Source organism: Pseudomonas sp. FBCC-B35 (assembly GCF_059133755.1).
This window is the reverse complement of the sequence record NZ_CP101439.1, coordinates 1,695,670-1,714,041: the sequence shown is the minus strand read 5'-3', so window position 1 is coordinate 1,714,041 and position 18,372 is coordinate 1,695,670. Positions and strand designations below refer to the sequence as shown.

Genomic DNA, 18,372 nt, shown 5'->3' with positions numbered 1-18,372 from the left:
TTTGATCACCACAGGCCCAATCACCCTGGTAAGGCTTCACCCTCCCGGGCCAGTGCTTGGCGTGTGAGTTCGAGCGCCTTGGCCTTTACCGCCTCATCACACGCCTTGGCGATTGCCCTGGCCTGGGTATCGTACTGGGCATCTGTCAGACTCTCACGCCCTGCATAGAGCGCCTCCATCTGCTGCACGAACGGCTCGCATAGAACGTCAAAGGCTGTGCGGTACTGGCGTTGCAGGTGATCGAACCAAAAGCCACGCTCACTGATGTCCATGGCCAGATCATCGCTGGCCTCGGCTGCGCGAACCGCTGCTTCGGCTGCGTTCAGGTGCTCTTCCGTGACCCCTGCAATCGTCCTGAACTGCATGGTGGTTGCCTGACCTGGCAACTCCAGCGTCCGCGCCAGCCCCACCCTGTAGGCAAGGCTGACTTCGATCTGATCCACCTCCTCGCCACGGGTTTCGCGACTACTCATGTCTTGGCGGGCGTAGGCCTCCACTTGGTCCAGGCGGAAGAAACGTCGCGCCAGACTCAACAGTTCGCCTTCTGCGTGTTCTCCAGCGGCCGCCTCGACCGACGCACTCAGCAACCTGATCTCAAGCAAGCCGAAACTGGATATGACACTGTCCACGCACGTACGAGGTTCACTGGCCAAGGCAAAAGTTTGTTCGCGCAGTGCGGTGTTACTCTCGATTCTGTCTAGCATTGCCCAGACCCTGGCCTCCAGATCGTCCCTGGCCAGACGAAAATCACTGGTGTCAGTGAGTTCACCTATGAGCGTGAAGAAATCGCCACTGCCAGACTCATCCACCAGACGGTTCCACTGGGCGGTACGAGCGTCCTGTTGTGCTGGGCTCAAGCGCTCGACCCAACGGCTGAGATGAAACGCGTCACCGTCGGCACTGACCTCGCTTTCGGAGGTGCGACTGGCATCGATCCACAAGTCGCGGTAAAGGGCAGGCAGAGGGTTGCCCGTCAATGCCAATCTGCTTCGCCAATGGGTTCGCTGAGCCCGCAAGGGCAAGGGCAGCTCGCCGATATGGTTGTCACGCAGGTCTACATACTCCAGCGAAACCGCTCGCTCCAGATGGACCGGGACTTGCGTCAACCCCACTCTACGAAGCCCCAGCTGACGCAGGCGAGGTAATCGGTCCATGGCAATCGTGAAATGGCCGATACTGTTGTCACTCAGGTCAAGCACACTCAGCCTCGGCATGCCCGCAAGCACTTCTAAACCAGCATCGTCCAGATGCAGGCTATTGCGCGAAATCGTCAGCTCCTGTAGCTCACGCAACTGCGAAAGCCCAGAGGGGAGCCGGGTCAGGGCGTTGTTGTCCAGGTTCAGCGTCGTAATGCCATGAAAGGGCCTGAGAAAGCGTTCGGGCACTTCACCCAGCCGCATGTTGGCCAACACGACCTCGCTGACATGGCCGAAACCCTCCACCGCGCTCAAGTCGGGCAGCTCGCCAGCACCAATATCCGATAGCGATAGCAGCATACCTGGGTCCCCATTGGTCTGCCGCCTACCTGCGTGCCCCTGAAAGCGCCAGCAGCGCCTTAGCTGGTCGCTGACTCTACGTCGCAGCGCTACATTGGCCGCATCGGCAGGCAGTGCAGTCCATTGCTCGAGGGTCAGGTCCAGGCGCGAGTATTGGCCCTCAAGCTCCAGCAAATGGGTGAAAGGCGAACCGGGCTGCTCCTCAAGCACTTGAAGATAGAGTTCGAGTTGTTGTGCGCTGAAACCTGGATACAGGCTGCGCACGCGATCCTGAAGCGTCCGCTCGGCCAGGTGGTTGACGCTGCCGCGACCACTTAGCAAGTAGCCATAGCGATGATCAGGCAGGCGGGCGGGTGGGCGAAAGGTCGGCTGGCTCACCTGCATGCCCATCAGTTCCTGCACAGCCCTTCTTTGTGCCGGAATGCGCGCTTGCAAGCCTTCCCGCAGCGCTTTCACACCATCGGTTGTTGACCACCCCAAGCGACTACGCTGGTCTTCAGGCAGAAGCTGCCAAAGCCTCTCAAGCAAACCGCAGGCGCCAGGCACGTCTTGTGGAACGGGTTTGCCCCCCTCATAGACCGACATCTGCCCATGCTCCCACACCAGCACCTTCACACTGGCGGGATCCGTCACCGGGTACAGCTGTGCCAATACGCGCCCTGTGGGTGACGCTTCGCGAACCTGGACATTGTGGGCCATGGGCCATGCAGGTTCTTTTCGCAAGAGCCCGAAGACCAGCGACGCCAGGTCAGGGTGATAGGCATTTTCAAGGTACAGGCCCTGTAATGCGCGACAGGCGCGGGCCTCCTGTAATGCCAGGCGCGCCTTCTCGGCAAGCCCCAGATCAAGACGGCCCTGCGCGAGCAATCGCTCACACTGCTCGGCAGTGCCATTGGCTATTACCCCTTCAGCGTAAGCATCGGGTAACCCTGGAAAATCACGTTGGATTGCCGCCGCTTCGGGACTCATGGCAAGCCTGTGCGTCAAGTGGCTCATCAGGCCCTCACGCAAGCGAGGCGCCTGCGCGAGGATCGACGCAGATACGGAGGCAGGTGCGCGCTGTTGCTCGGTCAGCTGATCGAGGCACCATTGCAACAGAGGGGGATCGTTCTTGCCCTGGTGGCTCGCGAATGTGGCGAAGAAGTCTTCGATGCGCTTATCGGCTTCAAACCGTTCCAATGTGTCGCGCAGACGTACCGGCAACGCCCTCTGCTCAGCGACCGCCCGGCGCAACTGAGCCTGGTCCACGTCGGCGACCTTGAGTATCTGAGTCACACGTCCCGAATCCAGGTCGCCAGTCACGGGCCAGAGATGACTCAACAAGGCTCGCTCGCCACTCCACAATTGCGGTCGCTGCCAGTTCAGCCGCCAGCCATGCTCACCGTTCCAGTCCAACGCCGGCCCGAAGCCCGTCTTGCCATCGTTGCGCACTAGGCGCCAGGGGGATGACGCAGTCTTTCTGCTGACGGCGTAATAAGCGCCTTCATGAACCCACCAGTGCCTGTCGCCGTGCTGGAACAGACCATTCTGGCCTCGTACGGCATTGTGAGGCACGCCAACTGCTCGATAGCGCCTCAAGTCTTCAGCCCACAGCCGAGGCGATGCATTATCCAGTTCGACTGGCACCATCTCGTCAACGAAGGCGCTGCGCATGAAGCCGCGTGCAACCGCCGCGCCACCTGCCGCCGTCAGTGCGGTAACTGCAACCGTTTCGGCCACACCCAGTACATGCTCCAACGCTTCGTGCTGATGGCCCCGCGACCAGTCATACACCGCTACGCCAATTTCACCCAGCACCTCGACTACGGTCGCGGCCAACATCATCGCGCCCAGCTCCGGGACGAACAACGCTGCCATCTGTGCCAGGTTCATTCCCACCTGTTCAAGCGTCTGCAGCCGTTGAAGCCTTTGCAGCCTATCTACCTCTTCGACAGGCACCAGAAGAAACAGGGCGTCCGCTTTGATGCGGGCCACTTGCAGCCCAGCCAGCTCGGTAAACAGCGATGCGCCGGCGGTTTTGCCGGTCACTTCAAGATCAGGGGCTGCATCACTCAGACGCTTTTTCAGCACTGTCTGAAACGCTGCCCGGGCATCGGCCGCCACTAGCCTCAATAGATCGAAGGCATGCGCTGGCGTTTTTAACAGGTTCACCATGTGGGCCTTCAAACTGTCCAAATCGTCAAACTTCTTCAAAGGCCCATGGGGCAGGTAGAGCACCACCCCTGCACCCGGGCTGGCCTGGCCGCTGGCCCCGCCGTCGGACAGTTCGATCACCAGCGCCCCGATCAGTGCATGTCCGAGCACATGAAGGTGCTTGACCACGACTGCCAGTTGCTTCGGATCAGGCGCCACCACCTTGTCAAAGGTTTGCCCCAGGGCAGCGGCATCCACTTCGCTGATGTCGCCTCGCAGCCCGGCAACGTCAACGGCCAACGCAAGGCGCGCGCGCTGGCCCTGGGCGAGCAGCGTGCAGGCGGCGTCGTCAAAGAAGCTTTTGAGGTAGTCCTGATAGCGCTTGCCCGTGTCCACCAAGCGGCAGGCAGTGGCCAGGCTCGCACTGTTCACCAGCAGTGGCGCGGTCAAAGACATGCCATGAGCTCCGGAGATGATGCCGCTGCGGGCGTCGAAGCTCGATCCGGAGGGAAAATTCTGCATCAGGTGAGCCATGACAGGGTGAAACGTGTAGTGATGACGTAGCGTCTCGCCCCCAAGCACGCTATAGCTGTCCCAGCGCTCTCGCCAGAGCGCATGCGTCAGATCCACCTGCACGCCCAGCTTCTGCTCTATCGTGGCAGTCAGCATCTGCTCTGCGTACCACTTCGGCGAGACCATGCCTTTGAACAGTGACGCCAGGCGCTGCTCGATACGGCGGTTTTCTTCAGCGTGCATGCGCAGGGCTTGTATCTGCCCTAAAGAAGCGGCACGCAGCCACTCAGGCATGTGCTGTGCGATGAATCTGTCGGTATGGTTCGAAGGCGTAGTGAGGACGGCCATGCTAGGCTCCAGGTTAAGGGTTGCCGCGCACCTTTACCGAACCTTGCGAATCAATACAGAGGGAACTCGATCACCTCACACAGCCGCATTGCCCTTCTGCGAGGCAGGATGCCAAGGGGCAGGCCTGGCAGCCAACCCCTTTACCTCCAAAGCCAGTACCTGGTTGGCGGTTATCGCGGTAGCTGCACCTGAGGCTTGCTCGAAGCAAAGATCGCCCAACTGGAGATGAACAGCGCGGCGATCAGCGGGCCGATGACGAAACCGTTGAGGCCGAACACCGAAAGGCCGCCCAGAGTCGATACCAGGATCAAATAGTCGGGCATGCGGGTGTCCTTGCCGACCAGGATAGGCCTGAGCACGTTGTCTACGAGGCCGATCACCAGCACGCCGAATGCGGTCAGGATCACGCCTTGCAGGATTGCGCCGGTCATCAGGAAGTAGATCGCCACCGGCCCCCAGACGATGCCTGCGCCAACGGCAGGCAGCAGCGAAAGGAAAGCCATCATCACCGCCCAGACCAGCGCGCTGGGGATCCCCAGGATCCAGAAAATCAAGCCGCCCAGCGCGCCTTGGGTGATGGCCACCAGCACGTTGCCCTTGACCGTGGCGCGCACCACACGTTTGAACTTCAACTGCAGGCGACGCTTCTGGTGTTCAGGCAGCGGCACGGCCATGCGCACCTTGCGCACGACCTCGGCGCCCTCGCGCAGAAAGAAGAACAGCAGGTACATCATGATGCCGAAGCCAACCACGAAGTCGAATGTGCCCTGGCCAAAGCTGAAAGCCTGGGTAGCCAGAACCTGGCTGCCTTGGGAGGCCCAGGTGGTGATCTTGTCACGCAAGGCTTCCAGGTTGCCCATGCCCAGGTTATCCAGCGCGTTCTGGGCGAACGTTGGCAGCATGTCCTTGCCCCGCTCGACATAACCTGCGATGTCCAGCTGGCCGCTCTGGATGCGTTGATACAGCGTTGCCCCCTCCTGCACCAGCAGACCGCTGATGATGATCACCGGCAGTACCGCCACCAGTAAGCAGATGAGCGTGGTCACGGCAGCGGCCACATTGCGTCGGCGCCCGAAGCGCATGAGCAGGTTGCGTTGCAACGGCGCGAACAGGATGCCAAGGATTACCGCCCAGAAGATTGCGCCGTAGTAAGGCAGCAAGATCCAGACGAAGGCAATGGTGACCAGTGCCAGGAGCACCGCCAGCGCCTTGTTCTGCAAAGCAGTTTCGTTCATTTCCGGTCCTCGGATGGGTTCTGGGGTATTAGTGCGTGGTGCTGGGGTAAAAGTGCCACCTGCCCCTTGATTCAGATCAATAAGGCCCAACCGAAAGCGGCTTAGCATCCGCGCCCTTTAACCGGTGTATTCATGAACTCCGTTGCCAAGCCCGAATTGCTGGCGCCTGCCGGCACGCTCCACACCATGCGCTACGCCTTCGCCTACGGTGCTGATGCGGTCTATGCCGGCCAGCCCCGCTACAGCCTGCGGGTGCGCAACAACGCCTTCGACCATGCCAATCTGGCGTTGGGCATTCAGGAGGCGCACGCGCTGGGCAAGCGCTTCTATGTGGTGGTCAACATCGCGCCTCACAATGCCAAGCTCAGGACCTTCCTCAAGGACCTGGCCCCTGTGATCGCCATGGCACCGGACGCGTTGATCATGTCCGACCCGGGCCTGATCATGCTGGTACGCCAGCATTACCCGCAGATGCCCGTGCACCTCTCGGTACAGGCCAACACGGTCAACTGGGCCAGCGTGCAGTTCTGGCAGCAGCAAGGCATCAGCCGCGTCATCCTCTCGCGCGAACTGTCGCTTGAAGAAATCGAAGAAATTGGCCAGCAGGTGCCTGGCATGGAGCTGGAAGTATTCGTGCATGGGGCACTGTGCATGGCCTACTCAGGCCGCTGCCTGCTGTCGGGCTACCTGAACAAGCGCGATGCCAATCAGGGCAGCTGCACCAACGCCTGTCGCTGGAAGTATGATGTTACGCCGGCAACCGAGAGCGTCACAGGCGATATCGTGCGCGAAGTGCAGCCGACCTTGGGCCAGGGTGCGCCCACCGACCAAGTGTTCCTGCTGCAGGAAAGCGAGCGTCCCGGTACCGAAATGCCCGCATTCGAGGACGAGCACGGCACCTACATCATGAACGCCAAGGACCTGCGGGCCATCCAGCATGTCGAGCGACTGGCGCGCATGGGCGTGCACTCGCTGAAGATCGAGGGTCGCACCAAGTCGCATTTCTATTGCGCACGGGCCGTGCAGTCCTACCGAAAAGCCATCGACGATGCGGCCGATGGGCAGCCTTTCGACCGCACCTTGATGGACAACCTCGAATCCTTGGCGCAGCGGGGCTACACCGAGGGCTTTCTGCGCCGCCATGTGCACGACGAGTACCAGAACTATCAGCGGGGCAGCTCGGTTTCCGAGCGCCAGCAGTTCGTGGGTGAACTGACCGGACAGCGGGTAGACGGCTGGGCCGAGGTCAAGGTCAAGAACCGCTTTGCCCTGGGCGACCACCTGGAGCTGATGACACCGCGCGGCAATTACCACTTCGACCTGAATCAGTTGCATGACCGGCAGCAGCAGGCCATCGAAGTCGCACCCGGGGATGGCCATGTGGTGTACCTACCAGTACCTGAACAAGTGTCGTTGGCGTTCGGGCTACTAATGCGCGACCTGAACGGTGACCAGGCCGCTGGCTGACGGAACTGTAATGCGCCGGTCAGCAGGTTGAAAGCCAGACGGGGCGACCCTGGCGCCTTGCGCGTTTGGACCAGGCCGTGCGCTATGCTGGGCGCAGGTCACACGTTTATCAGGAGCTCATCCATGCTGCGATCGAATCGGCTGGCCCTTGGCCTGCTGGCCTTCACCACCCTTGCACAGGCCACCGACACCATTGATGTCTACCGCGACCCCAACTGTGGTTGCTGCAAAGCCTGGATCAGTCATCTCAAAGACAACGGCTTCACTGTGAACGACCATGTCGAAACGAACATGAGCGCCGTCAAGCAACGCCTGGAAGTCCCGCAGCGGCATGCGTCGTGTCATACCGGCGTCATCGCTGGCAAGTTCGTCGAGGGCCATGTCCCCGCAACCCAGGTGCATGAGCTGGCTAGCCGCAGTGACCTCAAGGGCATGGCCGTTCCCGGCATGCCGGTCGGTTCGCCGGGCATGGAAATGGGCGAGCGCAAGGATGCCTATCAGGTCATCGGTATCGACACTGAAGGCAAGGACTCGGTGGTCGCCGATTACTGACCCGGGGCTGGTTTCACGCTTGGTAACACCTTGCGCCTCTATGGCAACTGCCCGGCTGCTACAGTCGAGTCTTCCTACTTGATCTGACATGGAGTGCCTCATGCTGCGAGCATCCGCCCTGGCCATGGTGTGCCTGGCCAGCAGCCCGGCCATTGCCGCCGAATCGCCTACCTATGGCGCCCAGCTCGAAGGGTTCGACTACCCGCATACGCTCAAGCATTTCGACTTCGAATCACAGCGCCAATCGCTGCAGATGGGTTACATGGACGTCCCGGCTTCGGGTAATGCCAATGGCCACACGGTCGTGCTCATGCACGGCAAGAATTTTTGCGCAGCGACCTGGGAAACCAGTATCGATGCCCTGACCAAGGCAGGCTATCGCGTCATTGCCCCTGACCAGATCGGCTTCTGCACCTCCAGCAAACCTGCCCACTACCAGTACAGCTTCCAGCAACTGGCCAGCAACACCCATGCACTGCTCGAACACCTGGGCGTGAAGCAGAGCATCGTGCTGGGGCATTCGACCGGGGGCATGCTCGCCACCCGCTACGCCTTGATGTACCCGCAGCAGGTCACGCGCCTGGCCATGGTCAATCCGATCGGCCTTGAAGACTGGAAAGCCCTGGGGGTGCCCTACCGCACCGTTGACCAGTGGTACGACCGCGAACTCAAGCTCGACGCAGCCGGGGTGCGCGAGTACGAGCGCAAAACCTACTATGCCGGCCGCTGGAAACCTGAATATGAGCGCTGGGTGCAGATGCTGGTGGGCCTGAATCAGGGCCCAGGTCACGAACGGGTCGCGTGGAACTCGGCCTTGATCTACGACATGATCTTCACTCAGCCGGTTTATCACGAGTTCAAGGACCTGCAGATGCCGACCCTCTTGTTGATCGGTGACAAGGACACTACGGCAATTGGCAGCGACATCGCGCCACCGCAGCTCAGGGCCAAGCTGGGCAATTACGCCTTGCTCGGCCCGCAGGTGGCCAAGCTCATTCCCAAGGGCGAACTGATCACCTTCGAGGGCATGGGCCACGCGCCGCAGATCGAGGAACCCAAGCGTTTCAACCGCACGCTGATCCAATGGCTGAACCGCTGATCGGGCGCGGCCGCATCAGGCAAAGCGCTGCAGCTGCATTTCACGCAGCCGGCTGAGGGTGCGCTGGTAGGGAAAGGCGAGATACCCCTGCGTGTACAGCGCCTCGAGCGGCACTCCTGCTTCCAGGTACAGCGCCACCCGGCGGTCGTAGCATTCGTCGACCAGGGCGATGAAGCGGCGCACGGCATCGTCCTTGGGCGAGAGTGCCGGCAAGTCGCGGTCGCCCGCTAGTACACGCGAAGCACCGTCCTCCGTGCCGCGGGCAATGCGTCCGGTCTGTTGCTGACCACTTAGAGCCGGTATGTCCGACACCAGGATCGCCGCGAAACGGTCACACAGCATCATGAATTCCTGGGTAGCCATCGGTTGTTCGCACAACGCGTCGAAACGGCACCAGATGGCCTTCGCACTTCGGCGCACTACCTGTACCTGGCGACTCCCCAACATGAGGGGCCGGTCGGTGCCTGGATCGTCTGGGCTCAGCCGCTCGAAGACCGCAGCCAGGTGACTGCCCCGGTCGTCGGTCACCCAGTAGCGCTGGCACGGCAGACCTGGGTGTTGCCGGTGGTCTTGCTCGCCCGCTACCGGCAGCACACGCATGTGCCGCTCGATGGCAGCGATGGCGGGCAAGAAACGTTCGCGGTTGAAACCGTTGCAATACAGTTGGCCGGGCGGTTGATTGGACGTGGCAACCACGACCACGCCCAAGTCGAACAGGACCTGGAACAAACGGCCTAGGATGATCGCGTCGGCAATGTCGCTGACAAACAGCTCGTCGAAGCACAGCACGCGAATCTCGCTTGCCAGCCCCTCTGCCAGCGCCATCAAGGGGTCCGGCGTGCCGTTGAGCTCAAATAACCGACGGTGCACCCAGGCCATGAAATGGTGAAAATGCTGGCGGCGACTCGGCACGGTCAGGCAACGATGAAACTGATCCATCAACCAGGTCTTGCCACGCCCTACTGGCCCCCAAAGGTAAAGGCCGTGCGTGGATCGTCCACGTTCGACAGCCTCGTAGCAGGCCTGGAGCGCCTCGATGGCAAGGCGCTGTGCGGGGTCCACGACAAAGCCCTGGGTTTCCAGGGCTTGCTGGTAGCGCTGCAAGGGATTGGTGGTCATGGCGCATTGTACCTGTCGCCTCCTTGCCGACGACAGTGCTGCTTCAGTCTGGCTGCGCCAGCCCCACCTTCAGCAGCTCGCCATCCTTGTCATCGGTCAACACGTACAGGTAACCGTCTGGTCCTACCCGAACATCACGAATGCGCGCTTTCAAATCGCCCAGCAGGCGCTCTTCGTGTACCACCTTGTCGCCCTCGAGCTGCAGGCGGATCAGCTCCTGCGTGGCCAACGCGCCGATGAACAGGTTGTGATCCCACGCCGTGAACACGGGGCTGTCATAAAATGCCATGCCACTAACCCCGGGCGACTTTTCCCACACGTGGTTCGGGTCGACCATGCCATCCACATGTTTACCCTTGGCCTCTGGAATGGGCAGCATCGAATAGTTGATGCCGTGGGTTGCGATGGGCCAACCGTAGTTCTTGCCCGGCTTCGGGATATTGATTTCGTCACCACCGCGGGGACCGTGTTCGTTAGTCCACAAAGCGCCAGTCCAAGGATTCAACGCAGCACCCTGCTGGTTACGGTGGCCGAACGACCAGATTTCCGGCCGCACGTTTTTCTGGCCATAGAACGGATTGTCCTTGGGTACTTCGCCGTCTGGCAGGATGCGCACCACCTTGCCTTGCAGCTTGTCCAGATCCTGAGCCGTCGAGCGCTGATTGTTCTCGCCCAGGGCGATGAACAGGTACCCGTTGCGGTCGAACACCAGGCGCGACCCGAAATGGTTACCCACCGACAGTTTGGGTTGCTGACGGAAGATGACGGTGAAGTTTTCCAGCCGGGCACGATCGGTCGACAGCTGGCCGCGGCCCACAGCGGTCCCCGCCTTGCCGTCGCTGCCCTCCTCGGCATAGGACAGGTAGACCGTGCGGTCCTTGGCGAACTCGGGCGACAAGGCCACATCCAGCAAGCCGCCTTGGCCCTCGGCCCAGACTTTAGGCACGCCATTGATGGCCGGGCCGACCTTGCCTTCGGCGTTGATGACGCGCAGGTTGCCTGGGCGTTCGGTGACCAGCATGTCCTGGCCGCCAGGCAGGAACGCCAGCGCCCACGGCGTACGCAGACCATTGGCCACGGTATCGACGGTAAGGGTGCCCTCTTCACTTTTGAACGTCTGCTGGGCAGCGGCATTGGCCAACAGAGGCGATAACGCGGCAGCGGCCAGGGTAACCAGCCAGGTTGCTCGAGACATGCGAAGTTCCTTTGACATATACAGGGTACTGGAGTCAGGGCGCGCGCGGGTTATCCCGCGGGGGCCGCACAGGCTCCAGATTGGGCGTTTGCTGCTGACGGCGCAGGTTTTCACCGTTGCCGATGCCGCGGTTCTCTACCGTCGGGGTGCGCGGTATGGGCTGGGTAGACGGACCGCGCACAGGCGGCGTCGCCGGGACGCTGCCCTGGCGGCTGTTGGGATTGGCACGCTGTACGGGGCTGTTGTAGGGGTTGCTGCCATTGGCGGCAACGTGCAGCCACGGCTGCGCGGTCGCATGGGTAGGTAGCCAGACGGCCATGCCTACTACCAACAACGGTATTGTCAGTTTCATGCTTCACCTCCGTACGAAAACGCCTGGCCTGGTGGCTTTGATAGCCTACGGCGCAAAGGGTTCGAGTCAAAAGGCTTGGCGACGCTACAGGTGATTCACGATGTTTCAGCCAGCGCCCACTGATCGGGGCGCCGGTGTGGGTTAGGCCGTGCGCAACGGCCTCAGTAGGCCAGGCTCCAGGTCAGTGTGTAGGTCCTGCCTCGACCTTGATAATCGTAGAGGTAGGCAGGCCCATAGGTGGGCGCGTAGAACAGCGTCGCACGCTGGCCCCATACGGTGCTGTACTGCTTGTCCAGTAGGTTCTGGACACCTGCGCTGAAGGTGCCGTAATCGGTCTCCTGGCTGCCCAGCAGATCGAGCGTGGTGTAGCCATCGATCTTGTGCTGGGCGTCGTCCTTCAAGCTGAAAGCGCGATTGGCCTGCAGCCGCGCACTGCGCCCGTCATCCTTCCAACCAATGAAAGCGGTGGCTTTGGACAAGGAGGCATAACGCGCATCGCGCTTGCGCCACCCGCCGTCGTCTGCCTCTTCCTCGGAACGGGTGAGGTGCAGCGTGCCGCCGGCTTCCCAACCTTGGTCGAAGTGGCGCGTGAGTGCCCCCTCGAAGCCAAAGTCGCGACTCTTCTGGTCTTCGACGTCAATGGTGAGGGTTTGCGAATCCACATTGATGATCTTGTCCGACCAGATGTAGTACAGCGCAGCTTGAGCGTCCCACTGCACGTCGGCATAGCGCCAGCCCACTTCCACCTGGCGGCTCTTGATCCCAGCCAGCGGGTTGTCCCCGACACTGAGGCCGGGCTTGCCGTAGTACTTGGCCGGATCGGGCAAGTCAAAGCCTTCACCGTAGTTGGTCCACAGCTGATGGCCGTTCTTGAAGTCGTAGATCGCCCCCAGGTTGTAGAGATTGACCTGGTAGTCGTTACTGCCGCCCGGAACGCCTTTGTAGTCACCCACCTCCACATCCATCTGCTGGCGCCGGGCGCCGCCGGAAAACGTCAGGTTGTCGGTGGCGCGCCATTCGAGCTGGCCATACAGCGAGACCCCATCGACGACATAACTGGGGTAGCGCGCAGCCTTGCTGGCCTTGTCCAGGTCCAGCCCGCCACTTTCGGAGGACACACGTGCATCGAACACGGTTTGGTCAGCGTTGAAACGTTCCCGGTCAATGTCCACGCCATAGGTGAACTTCAGCGTGTCCCACTGCTTGGCGAACAACCCTTTGAGGCTGGTGACCTCGAAGTTCTGCTGCGAGGCTGCAAAATACACCCCGCGCGAGCCGGTGGGTGTCCCTCGGTTGTAGTAAGGGAACGGGTAGAAGTTGTTGTTTTCCTTGCGGTAGGAAGCCTGCAGGTAGAAATCCTGGCCCAGCACATCATTGTGGTGGTAATTGGCGTTGAGCAGCAGGCGCCGGGTGCGTGGGTTCAGGTCGGACGAGTACCCACTGCGCAATTGGGCCTCTTCCAGGTCGGAGGGGCCGTTGTAATTGAGGTTGGGAAACCAGATGCCGGTGCTGCCATGGTTGCCGGAATCGTAGTACTGGGCCAGCAGGTCAAGGCTCTGTTGCTCATCGAACTGCATGCCCAGGCTACCAAGCAGGTCCAGCGTGCGGTTGTATTGCAGGTCGGTCTGGGTATTGTCGATGAAGATCTGATCGCCTGCCCCATCGTAGAACGCCTCGTTCTGCTCGCCGGACACACCAAGACGGGCGGTGAAGCGCTCGTTGCCACCGCTGACCGACTGGGCAAAGCGGGTCGCCAGATCATCGCTGTTGTTGAAGCCGCTGCTGGCGCCGAGCTGGGTTTCGAAATGCGCAGGGCCCGCCTCGCCCTTTTTGGTCACGATATTGATGATGCCCCCGGTCGCACCGCCTCCGTAGATGGCGCTGGCGCCGGACAGTACTTCGACCCGCTGGACGTTGAACGGCGAGATACTGTCGAACTGGCGCGACAGGCCTCGCGAGCTGTTCTGGCTGACGCCATCGATCATCACCAGCACGCTGCGCCCACGCATGTTCTGCCCGTAATTGGTGCGCCCCTCCGGCGCCAGGTCAAGGCCAGGCACCAGTTTGCCGATGGCTTCCTTGAGGCTTACGCCACTGTCGATCTGCTCGCGAAGCTGCTGCTGATCGACCACCCATACGGTGCCTGGGATCTCGCTGATGGCGGTGCTGGTACGTGAGGCCACGCTCACTTCGATCGGCTTGAGGTTGATGGCTTCCAGGGTGGAATCGCGCTTGCGCAGCGTCACCGTGCGCGCATCGGTGAACTGCCAGCTCAAGCCGCTGCCTTCGAGCAACCGCTGCAAGGCGTGTTCGACACTGTAGGCGCCCTGCAAGGTCGGGCTCTGCAGACCCGCCACATCAGCCGTGGTGTACAGCAAATGCAGGCCGGCCTGATCGGCAAAGCGCGTCAACGCCTGGTCCAGCGGCTGCGCCGGGACGTTCAGCTGAACCTGCGCGGTCTGCACCTGCCCTTGCTGTGTCGCCGCAGCGACATGAGCAGGCAGCGTGCCGGCCAACACGGCCAACGCGCCGCACGACATCAATACAGGTGGCAGAAAACGGCAGCGGCTATTCGAGGGCTTGGGCATGAGAGGCACGAGAAAAGCTTCCAGGCAAGTCGTGAGTGGGAATGGTTTGCGGCTTAGCCCCACTACGACGATCCAGCTCACAAGAACTTGCAGTACCGATGGAAAATTTTTCGGATGAGTCTCGAAACGGCCGCTGCGAGGATCAATACACCACTGCGAGCCACGGCAAGTAGGTGACTTTCAGGCCATATCGCTGCTCCAGGGTGCGCAGCATGGCTTGCGGTTCGTCCAGGTCGAACACGCCACTGACCTCAAGACCCGCCAGCTGTTGGTCGGACAACACGATGCGCCCAAGGCGGTAACGCTCAAGCTCAGCGAGCACCTGCCCCAGAGGCTTGCCATTGAAGATCAACTTGCCCCGTTGCCAGGCCAGCTGCGCCTCGGCATCGGGCGCCACGCTCAAGGGCTGGGCGCCCTGCCGAGCAGCCCCCTGGCCAAGCACCACATGCCCGTCGCGCCGCACGCTGAACCTCGCGCCGGTGCCGTCTACCGGCAGCCCTGTCGTTTCGACCACGAAAGGACGGGCATCGGCGGACGTCTCGAACAGCGCTTCGCCAGCCACGACCACCACCCGACGTTCGTGCGCGTCGAATTCCAGCTTTATGGCACTGGCGCTGTTGAGGGTGACACGGGTGCCATCGGGCAAGGTGAGCATGCGCCGCTCGCCGGTACTGGTGTGATAGTCGGACAACCACACAGGTGCCTGCTGCCACGCCATCCAACTGCCCAGCATCAACGCCATGCACGCGGCAACGCCTGCCTTCTGCAGCCATCCCCGGCAGTGCCGCAGCGCCTGGCCGATGTATTTGGCCACCATGCTTTCGGACACGCCGAGCCTTTGCGCGACCTGCCTTTGCGTCAACCCTTCCACGCGGTTGAGCAAGAGCGCCTGACGCGCTTTGGGGGGCAGTTGCAGCAGGGCCTGGTCAAGAATCATCAGGCGCTCGCTCGCCAGCAGCGCCGCCTCCGGTGCCGGCGCGCCACAGGCCACGTGTGCCATGCCCTCGCTGTCGTCGTGGCACGCGGCGAGGCGCTGATCACGACGCAGGGCATCGATCGCAATGTTTCCCGCCACGCGAAAAATGAAGCGGCGCGGGTGCAGCACCGGCACGCCGTGCGCATCGATCTGCGCAAGCCTCAGGTAAGTTTCGTGGGCAACGTCCGCAGCGCGCTGGCGGTCACGCATGCGCCGTGTCAGAAACTGCAACAAGTCGTCATAGTGTTCCTGGAAACTTGCCAGCAGGCCCGGCACGGGAGACGTCAGCATGGTTAGGCAACTACACAGTAAGAGAAATTGTCGGGCGTTAATGAGAAACAGTATCTTTCATCTTCACCGACACTTTCAACGCTGCCGAGCATTTGCCACACTGCCGGACGATTCTTCCCAAGGCCTGCCCCATGACCCTACGCCCTTTGCGCCTCACCCGTCTGCTCACTGTCCTGCTGATGTCGGCGACCTTGAGCGCGTGCGCGCTGTTGCAACCCCGGGATCCGGTTTCGATCAGCGTAATCGGCCTGGAACCCTTGCCTGGACAGGACTTGGAAGTGCGCATGGCGGTAAAGCTGCGGGTACAAAACCCCAATGAAACACCGATCGAGTACAACGGTATTGCAGTGAACCTGGAGGTCAACGGCCAGCCCTTGGCAGCGGGCGTCAGCGACCAGGGCGGACAGATTGGCCGGTATGGCGAGGCTGTGGTCCAAGTGCCGGTGAGCATCACCGCGTTTGCGTTTCTGCGCCAGGCGTATGGGCTAGGCCAGTTGAACACGCTGCAAGGTCTGCCCTATACGCTGCGCGGCAAACTGGCCAGCGGCCCCTTCGGCACGGTGCGGTTCAGTGACAAAGGCACGCTGGACCTGCCCAAGGGCAGCGAGTGGTAGGGCGACACGTGCAGGGCTTAGCGAGCGGCGCTGGCAGCGGCCATCAGCTTGTTGACTTCGCTGCGCACCATGCTGGCGTATTCAGGGGGCGTCATGGTGTCCAGCTCATTGCGCACCCATTCGGCCCATTTGCCCTTGCGCCGAGGTTTTTCAGCGATCAGCCGGGCCGCCTCGCCCTTGGCCTTACCCAGGTTTGCTTGCCACATCTCGAACAGCCGGGCTTTCTCGGCCTCGATCTGTGCCCGTTCCTCGTAGCTCATGTTGGCCAGATTGAAACTCATGGATCACCTGCCTGATGGAAATGACCGGTATCTTACACCAAGGCGCCAGCGCCCACTGCGAGGCAACTTTTCTGGCGCACGAGTATCCATTGTTCTAACGACCCGTCCAGGAGGAGCATGGCATGGCCCGTAAAAATGCCGCATTACCCGACAGCGACCAGATCAAGGACCAGGTATTCAGCGAGCTACAGGCGCTGATCGAGGAATCCGAGCGGTTGCTCAACGACAGCGCCGCGCTGGTGGGCGAAGAAGCCGAAACCCTGCGCACCCAGATCAGCCTCAAGCTACGTCAGGCCCGCGAAGCCGCCGGTAACCTGCGTGACAAGGCAAAGCCCATGGTCGCGGCCACCCAGGATTACATTGGCGGCCACCCTTGGCAGACCGTGGCTCTTTCAGCGGGCGTCGGCCTGGTGGTGGGCCTGCTGCTGGGTCGACGCGACTGACACCCACCCTGCCGCCTGCTGAGCTCAGGCGGCCTGTGCCAGCGGTATGCCGCTGTGAAAACGCAGCTCTTGATCCGCTGAGGCGATGAGTTCCGCTTCTGCGGCGCGTACCAGTTCAACCCGACGCGCGATGTCCGCCTCATCGCCATAGTGATGCGCCAACTTGAGGTAGCCCTGATAGTGGCGCGCTTCACTTTTGAGCAGGCCGTGATAGAAACGGCCCAGCTCTTCATCCAGGTGCGGCGCCAGGGCCGCAAAACGTTCGCAGCTGCGTGCCTCGATGAATGCCCCGACCACCAGCGTATCCACCAACTTGACCGGCTCGTGGGCGCGCACCAGACGACGCAGGCCCGAGGCGTAGCGACCGGCCGACACAGGGCGCAGCGGTACGCCTCGACGCTTCATCAGCCGCAAGACCTGCTCGTGATGAACCAGCTCTTCGCGCGCCAGGCGCGACATCATGTTGATCAGGTCAAGATGGGTGTTGTACTTGGCGATCAGGCTCAATGCCGTGCTGGCCGCCTTGAACTCGCAATTCTTGTGATCGATCAGCAGCGTTTCCTGATCGGCCAGCGCCGCCTCGATCCAGGCATCGGGTGTGGGGCAGCCCAGGAAGGCGTCGATTTCAGGGATCAGGGACATAAGCGATACGACCATACGGAGACAGGCAGGGGCGGCGATTATAGCGGCGGCAGCCAGCGGCGTCAGTGGCTATGCTTGATGTGCATCAAGCGTCAGCGCAACGCGCGCGGCCTATAGTCTGGCACCGCCTGCCCACCTTCCAGGGAGTACACGCCCATGCAAGCCGTTCGCAGCATTCTCGTCGTCCTCGACCCCGAGCACGCCCACAGCCGGGCGCTGACGCGCGCCAAGCTGATCGCCAGCGTCACGGGCGCACGCCTGCACTTGTTGATGTGTGACAAGCGGCACGATCACAGTGCGCTGTTGAGCCTGCTGGGCAACCAGTTGCAGGAAGACGGTTTTGACCACGTCACCCACGAAGCGGCGTGGCGAGACAACCTGCATGACACCATCATCCACGTGCAGCAGCGCGAAGGCTGCGAGTTGGTGATCAAGGAGCATCGTCCCGACAATCCACTGAAGAGGGCTTTGCTCACCCCTGGCGACTGGAAGCTGCTGCGCGCTTGCCCGTGCGCGGTGCTGATGGTCAAGAGCGAGCGGCCATGGACGGGCGGCAATGTTCTGGCAGCGGTGGATGTGGGCAACCAGGACGAGGATCACCAGCGCCTGCATGCCAGCATCGTCGACCATGGCTACGAGATTGCCAGGCTGGCCAAGGGGGCGCTGCATGTGATCAGTGCCCACCCTTCGCCCATGCTGTCGGCGGCCGACCCTGTCTATCAGCTGAGCGACACCATCGAACAGCGTTATCGCCAGGCGTGCGCTGCTTTCCAGGCACAGTACGGTATCACCGACGAGTGCTTGCACGTGGCCGAAGGCCCGGCCGATGTGCTGATTCCCCATACCGAAAAACAGCTGGATGCGGTGGTGACGGTGATCGGTACCGTGTGCCGCACAGGGCTTACCGGCGCATTGATCGGCAATACTTCCGAGGTGGTACTCGATGCGTTGGAGGGGGATGTACTGGTATTGAAGAGTGAAGAGGCGATAGCGCATCTGGTGGGTTCGGCGCGGGGGTGAACCGTATG

The 18,372-nt window shown here is 61.6% G+C and carries 15 protein-coding genes; 6 read left to right on the top strand and 9 right to left on the bottom strand.

What is annotated here, in order from left to right:
• Positions 1 to 20 precede the first annotated feature (20 nt).
• On the bottom strand, positions 21 to 4,490 hold the full coding sequence (locus tag NMB38_RS07665; RefSeq protein WP_490806053.1) for an NEL-type E3 ubiquitin ligase domain-containing protein: 4,470 nt from the start codon (positions 4,488 to 4,490) through the stop codon (positions 21 to 23).
• A gap of 170 nt (positions 4,491 to 4,660) precedes the next feature.
• Positions 4,661 to 5,725 carry an AI-2E family transporter gene (locus tag NMB38_RS07660; protein WP_027914987.1) on the bottom strand — a complete coding sequence of 355 codons (1,065 nt, stop codon included), beginning with the start codon at positions 5,723 to 5,725 and terminating at the stop codon, positions 4,661 to 4,663.
• A 132-nt stretch (positions 5,726 to 5,857) separates the two neighbouring features.
• On the opposite strand from NMB38_RS07660, the gene trhP reads away from it, so the two are divergent.
• From trhP to NMB38_RS07645, 3 genes are all read left to right on the top strand, one after another.
• Positions 5,858 to 7,192, top strand: a complete 1,335-nt coding sequence (gene trhP, locus NMB38_RS07655; protein WP_027914988.1) for a prephenate-dependent tRNA uridine(34) hydroxylase TrhP — start codon at positions 5,858 to 5,860, stop codon at positions 7,190 to 7,192.
• Positions 7,193 to 7,315: 123 nt separating this feature from the next.
• Positions 7,316 to 7,744, top strand: coding sequence for a DUF411 domain-containing protein (locus NMB38_RS07650; RefSeq protein WP_027914989.1), 429 nt, complete (start codon positions 7,316 to 7,318; stop codon positions 7,742 to 7,744).
• Between the two features lie 100 nt (positions 7,745 to 7,844).
• Positions 7,845 to 8,843 (top strand): alpha/beta fold hydrolase, encoded by a 999-nt coding sequence (locus tag NMB38_RS07645; RefSeq protein ID WP_104926041.1) that lies wholly within the window; start codon positions 7,845 to 7,847, stop codon positions 8,841 to 8,843.
• A gap of 15 nt (positions 8,844 to 8,858) precedes the next feature.
• Here NMB38_RS07645 and zapE read toward each other — a convergent pair whose 3' ends face one another.
• The 5 genes from zapE to NMB38_RS07620 form a co-directional block, all read right to left on the bottom strand.
• Positions 8,859 to 9,962 carry a cell division protein ZapE gene (gene zapE / locus NMB38_RS07640; protein ID WP_145280750.1) on the bottom strand — a complete coding sequence of 368 codons (1,104 nt, stop codon included), beginning with the start codon at positions 9,960 to 9,962 and terminating at the stop codon, positions 8,859 to 8,861.
• Positions 9,963 to 10,005: 43 nt separating this feature from the next.
• On the bottom strand, positions 10,006 to 11,157 hold the full coding sequence (locus tag NMB38_RS07635) for a PQQ-dependent sugar dehydrogenase (protein WP_027914992.1): 1,152 nt from the start codon (positions 11,155 to 11,157) through the stop codon (positions 10,006 to 10,008).
• Positions 11,158 to 11,191: 34 nt separating this feature from the next.
• Positions 11,192 to 11,509: a hypothetical protein gene (locus NMB38_RS07630; RefSeq protein WP_490806052.1), complete on the bottom strand. Its 318-nt coding sequence runs from the start codon at positions 11,507 to 11,509 to the stop codon at positions 11,192 to 11,194.
• Positions 11,510 to 11,670: 161 nt separating this feature from the next.
• Positions 11,671 to 14,097, bottom strand: a complete 2,427-nt coding sequence (locus NMB38_RS07625) for a TonB-dependent receptor (RefSeq protein WP_345956737.1) — start codon at positions 14,095 to 14,097, stop codon at positions 11,671 to 11,673.
• A 142-nt stretch (positions 14,098 to 14,239) separates the two neighbouring features.
• Positions 14,240 to 15,364, bottom strand: a complete 1,125-nt coding sequence (locus tag NMB38_RS07620) for a sigma-70 family RNA polymerase sigma factor (protein ID WP_345956736.1) — start codon at positions 15,362 to 15,364, stop codon at positions 14,240 to 14,242.
• 131 nt (positions 15,365 to 15,495) lie between these two features.
• Here NMB38_RS07620 and NMB38_RS07615 point away from each other — a divergent pair, with 131 nt between their 5' ends.
• The gene (locus NMB38_RS07615) at positions 15,496 to 15,978 is read left to right on the top strand and encodes an LEA/WHy family protein (protein ID WP_028687306.1); all 483 of its coding nucleotides are present in this window, start codon (positions 15,496 to 15,498) and stop codon (positions 15,976 to 15,978) included.
• Between the two features lie 17 nt (positions 15,979 to 15,995).
• On the opposite strand, the gene NMB38_RS07610 is transcribed toward NMB38_RS07615, so the two are convergent.
• Positions 15,996 to 16,259 carry a hypothetical protein gene (locus NMB38_RS07610; RefSeq protein ID WP_027914997.1) on the bottom strand — a complete coding sequence of 88 codons (264 nt, stop codon included), beginning with the start codon at positions 16,257 to 16,259 and terminating at the stop codon, positions 15,996 to 15,998.
• A 122-nt stretch (positions 16,260 to 16,381) separates the two neighbouring features.
• Here NMB38_RS07610 and NMB38_RS07605 point away from each other — a divergent pair, with 122 nt between their 5' ends.
• Positions 16,382 to 16,702 carry an ElaB/YgaM/YqjD family protein gene (locus tag NMB38_RS07605; protein WP_490806051.1) on the top strand — a complete coding sequence of 107 codons (321 nt, stop codon included), beginning with the start codon at positions 16,382 to 16,384 and terminating at the stop codon, positions 16,700 to 16,702.
• A gap of 24 nt (positions 16,703 to 16,726) precedes the next feature.
• On the opposite strand, the gene NMB38_RS07600 is transcribed toward NMB38_RS07605, so the two are convergent.
• A complete protein-coding gene (locus NMB38_RS07600) occupies positions 16,727 to 17,344 on the bottom strand; it encodes a MiaE family protein (protein WP_027914999.1) in 618 nt (205 codons plus the stop codon).
• Between the two features lie 156 nt (positions 17,345 to 17,500).
• Here NMB38_RS07600 and NMB38_RS07595 point away from each other — a divergent pair, with 156 nt between their 5' ends.
• Positions 17,501 to 18,364, top strand: coding sequence for a universal stress protein (locus tag NMB38_RS07595; RefSeq protein WP_028687307.1), 864 nt, complete (start codon positions 17,501 to 17,503; stop codon positions 18,362 to 18,364).
• Positions 18,365 to 18,372: the final 8 nt, after the last annotated feature.

Bases quoted from the DNA above. Each gene is read 5' to 3' on its own strand.
- NMB38_RS07635 (WP_027914992.1), bottom strand. From the start codon at position 11,157: ATGTCTCGAGCAACCTGGCTGGTTACCCTGGCCGCTGCCGCGTTATCG.
- NMB38_RS07620 (WP_345956736.1), bottom strand. From the start codon at position 15,364: ATGCTGACGTCTCCCGTGCCGGGCCTGCTGGCAAGTTTCCAGGAACAC.
- NMB38_RS07605 (WP_490806051.1), top strand. From the start codon at position 16,382: ATGGCCCGTAAAAATGCCGCATTACCCGACAGCGACCAGATCAAGGAC.
- NMB38_RS07660 (WP_027914987.1), bottom strand. From the start codon at position 5,725: ATGAACGAAACTGCTTTGCAGAACAAGGCGCTGGCGGTGCTCCTGGCA.
- NMB38_RS07630 (WP_490806052.1), bottom strand. From the start codon at position 11,509: ATGAAACTGACAATACCGTTGTTGGTAGTAGGCATGGCCGTCTGGCTA.
- zapE (WP_145280750.1), bottom strand. From the start codon at position 9,962: ATGACCACCAATCCCTTGCAGCGCTACCAGCAAGCCCTGGAAACCCAG.
- trhP (WP_027914988.1), top strand. From the start codon at position 5,858: ATGAACTCCGTTGCCAAGCCCGAATTGCTGGCGCCTGCCGGCACGCTC.
- NMB38_RS07615 (WP_028687306.1), top strand. From the start codon at position 15,496: ATGACCCTACGCCCTTTGCGCCTCACCCGTCTGCTCACTGTCCTGCTG.
- NMB38_RS07600 (WP_027914999.1), bottom strand. From the start codon at position 17,344: ATGTCCCTGATCCCTGAAATCGACGCCTTCCTGGGCTGCCCCACACCC.
- NMB38_RS07665 (WP_490806053.1), bottom strand. From the start codon at position 4,490: ATGGCCGTCCTCACTACGCCTTCGAACCATACCGACAGATTCATCGCA.
- NMB38_RS07645 (WP_104926041.1), top strand. From the start codon at position 7,845: ATGCTGCGAGCATCCGCCCTGGCCATGGTGTGCCTGGCCAGCAGCCCG.
- NMB38_RS07595 (WP_028687307.1), top strand. From the start codon at position 17,501: ATGCAAGCCGTTCGCAGCATTCTCGTCGTCCTCGACCCCGAGCACGCC.
- NMB38_RS07610 (WP_027914997.1), bottom strand. From the start codon at position 16,259: ATGAGTTTCAATCTGGCCAACATGAGCTACGAGGAACGGGCACAGATC.
- NMB38_RS07625 (WP_345956737.1), bottom strand. From the start codon at position 14,097: ATGCCCAAGCCCTCGAATAGCCGCTGCCGTTTTCTGCCACCTGTATTG.
- NMB38_RS07650 (WP_027914989.1), top strand. From the start codon at position 7,316: ATGCTGCGATCGAATCGGCTGGCCCTTGGCCTGCTGGCCTTCACCACC.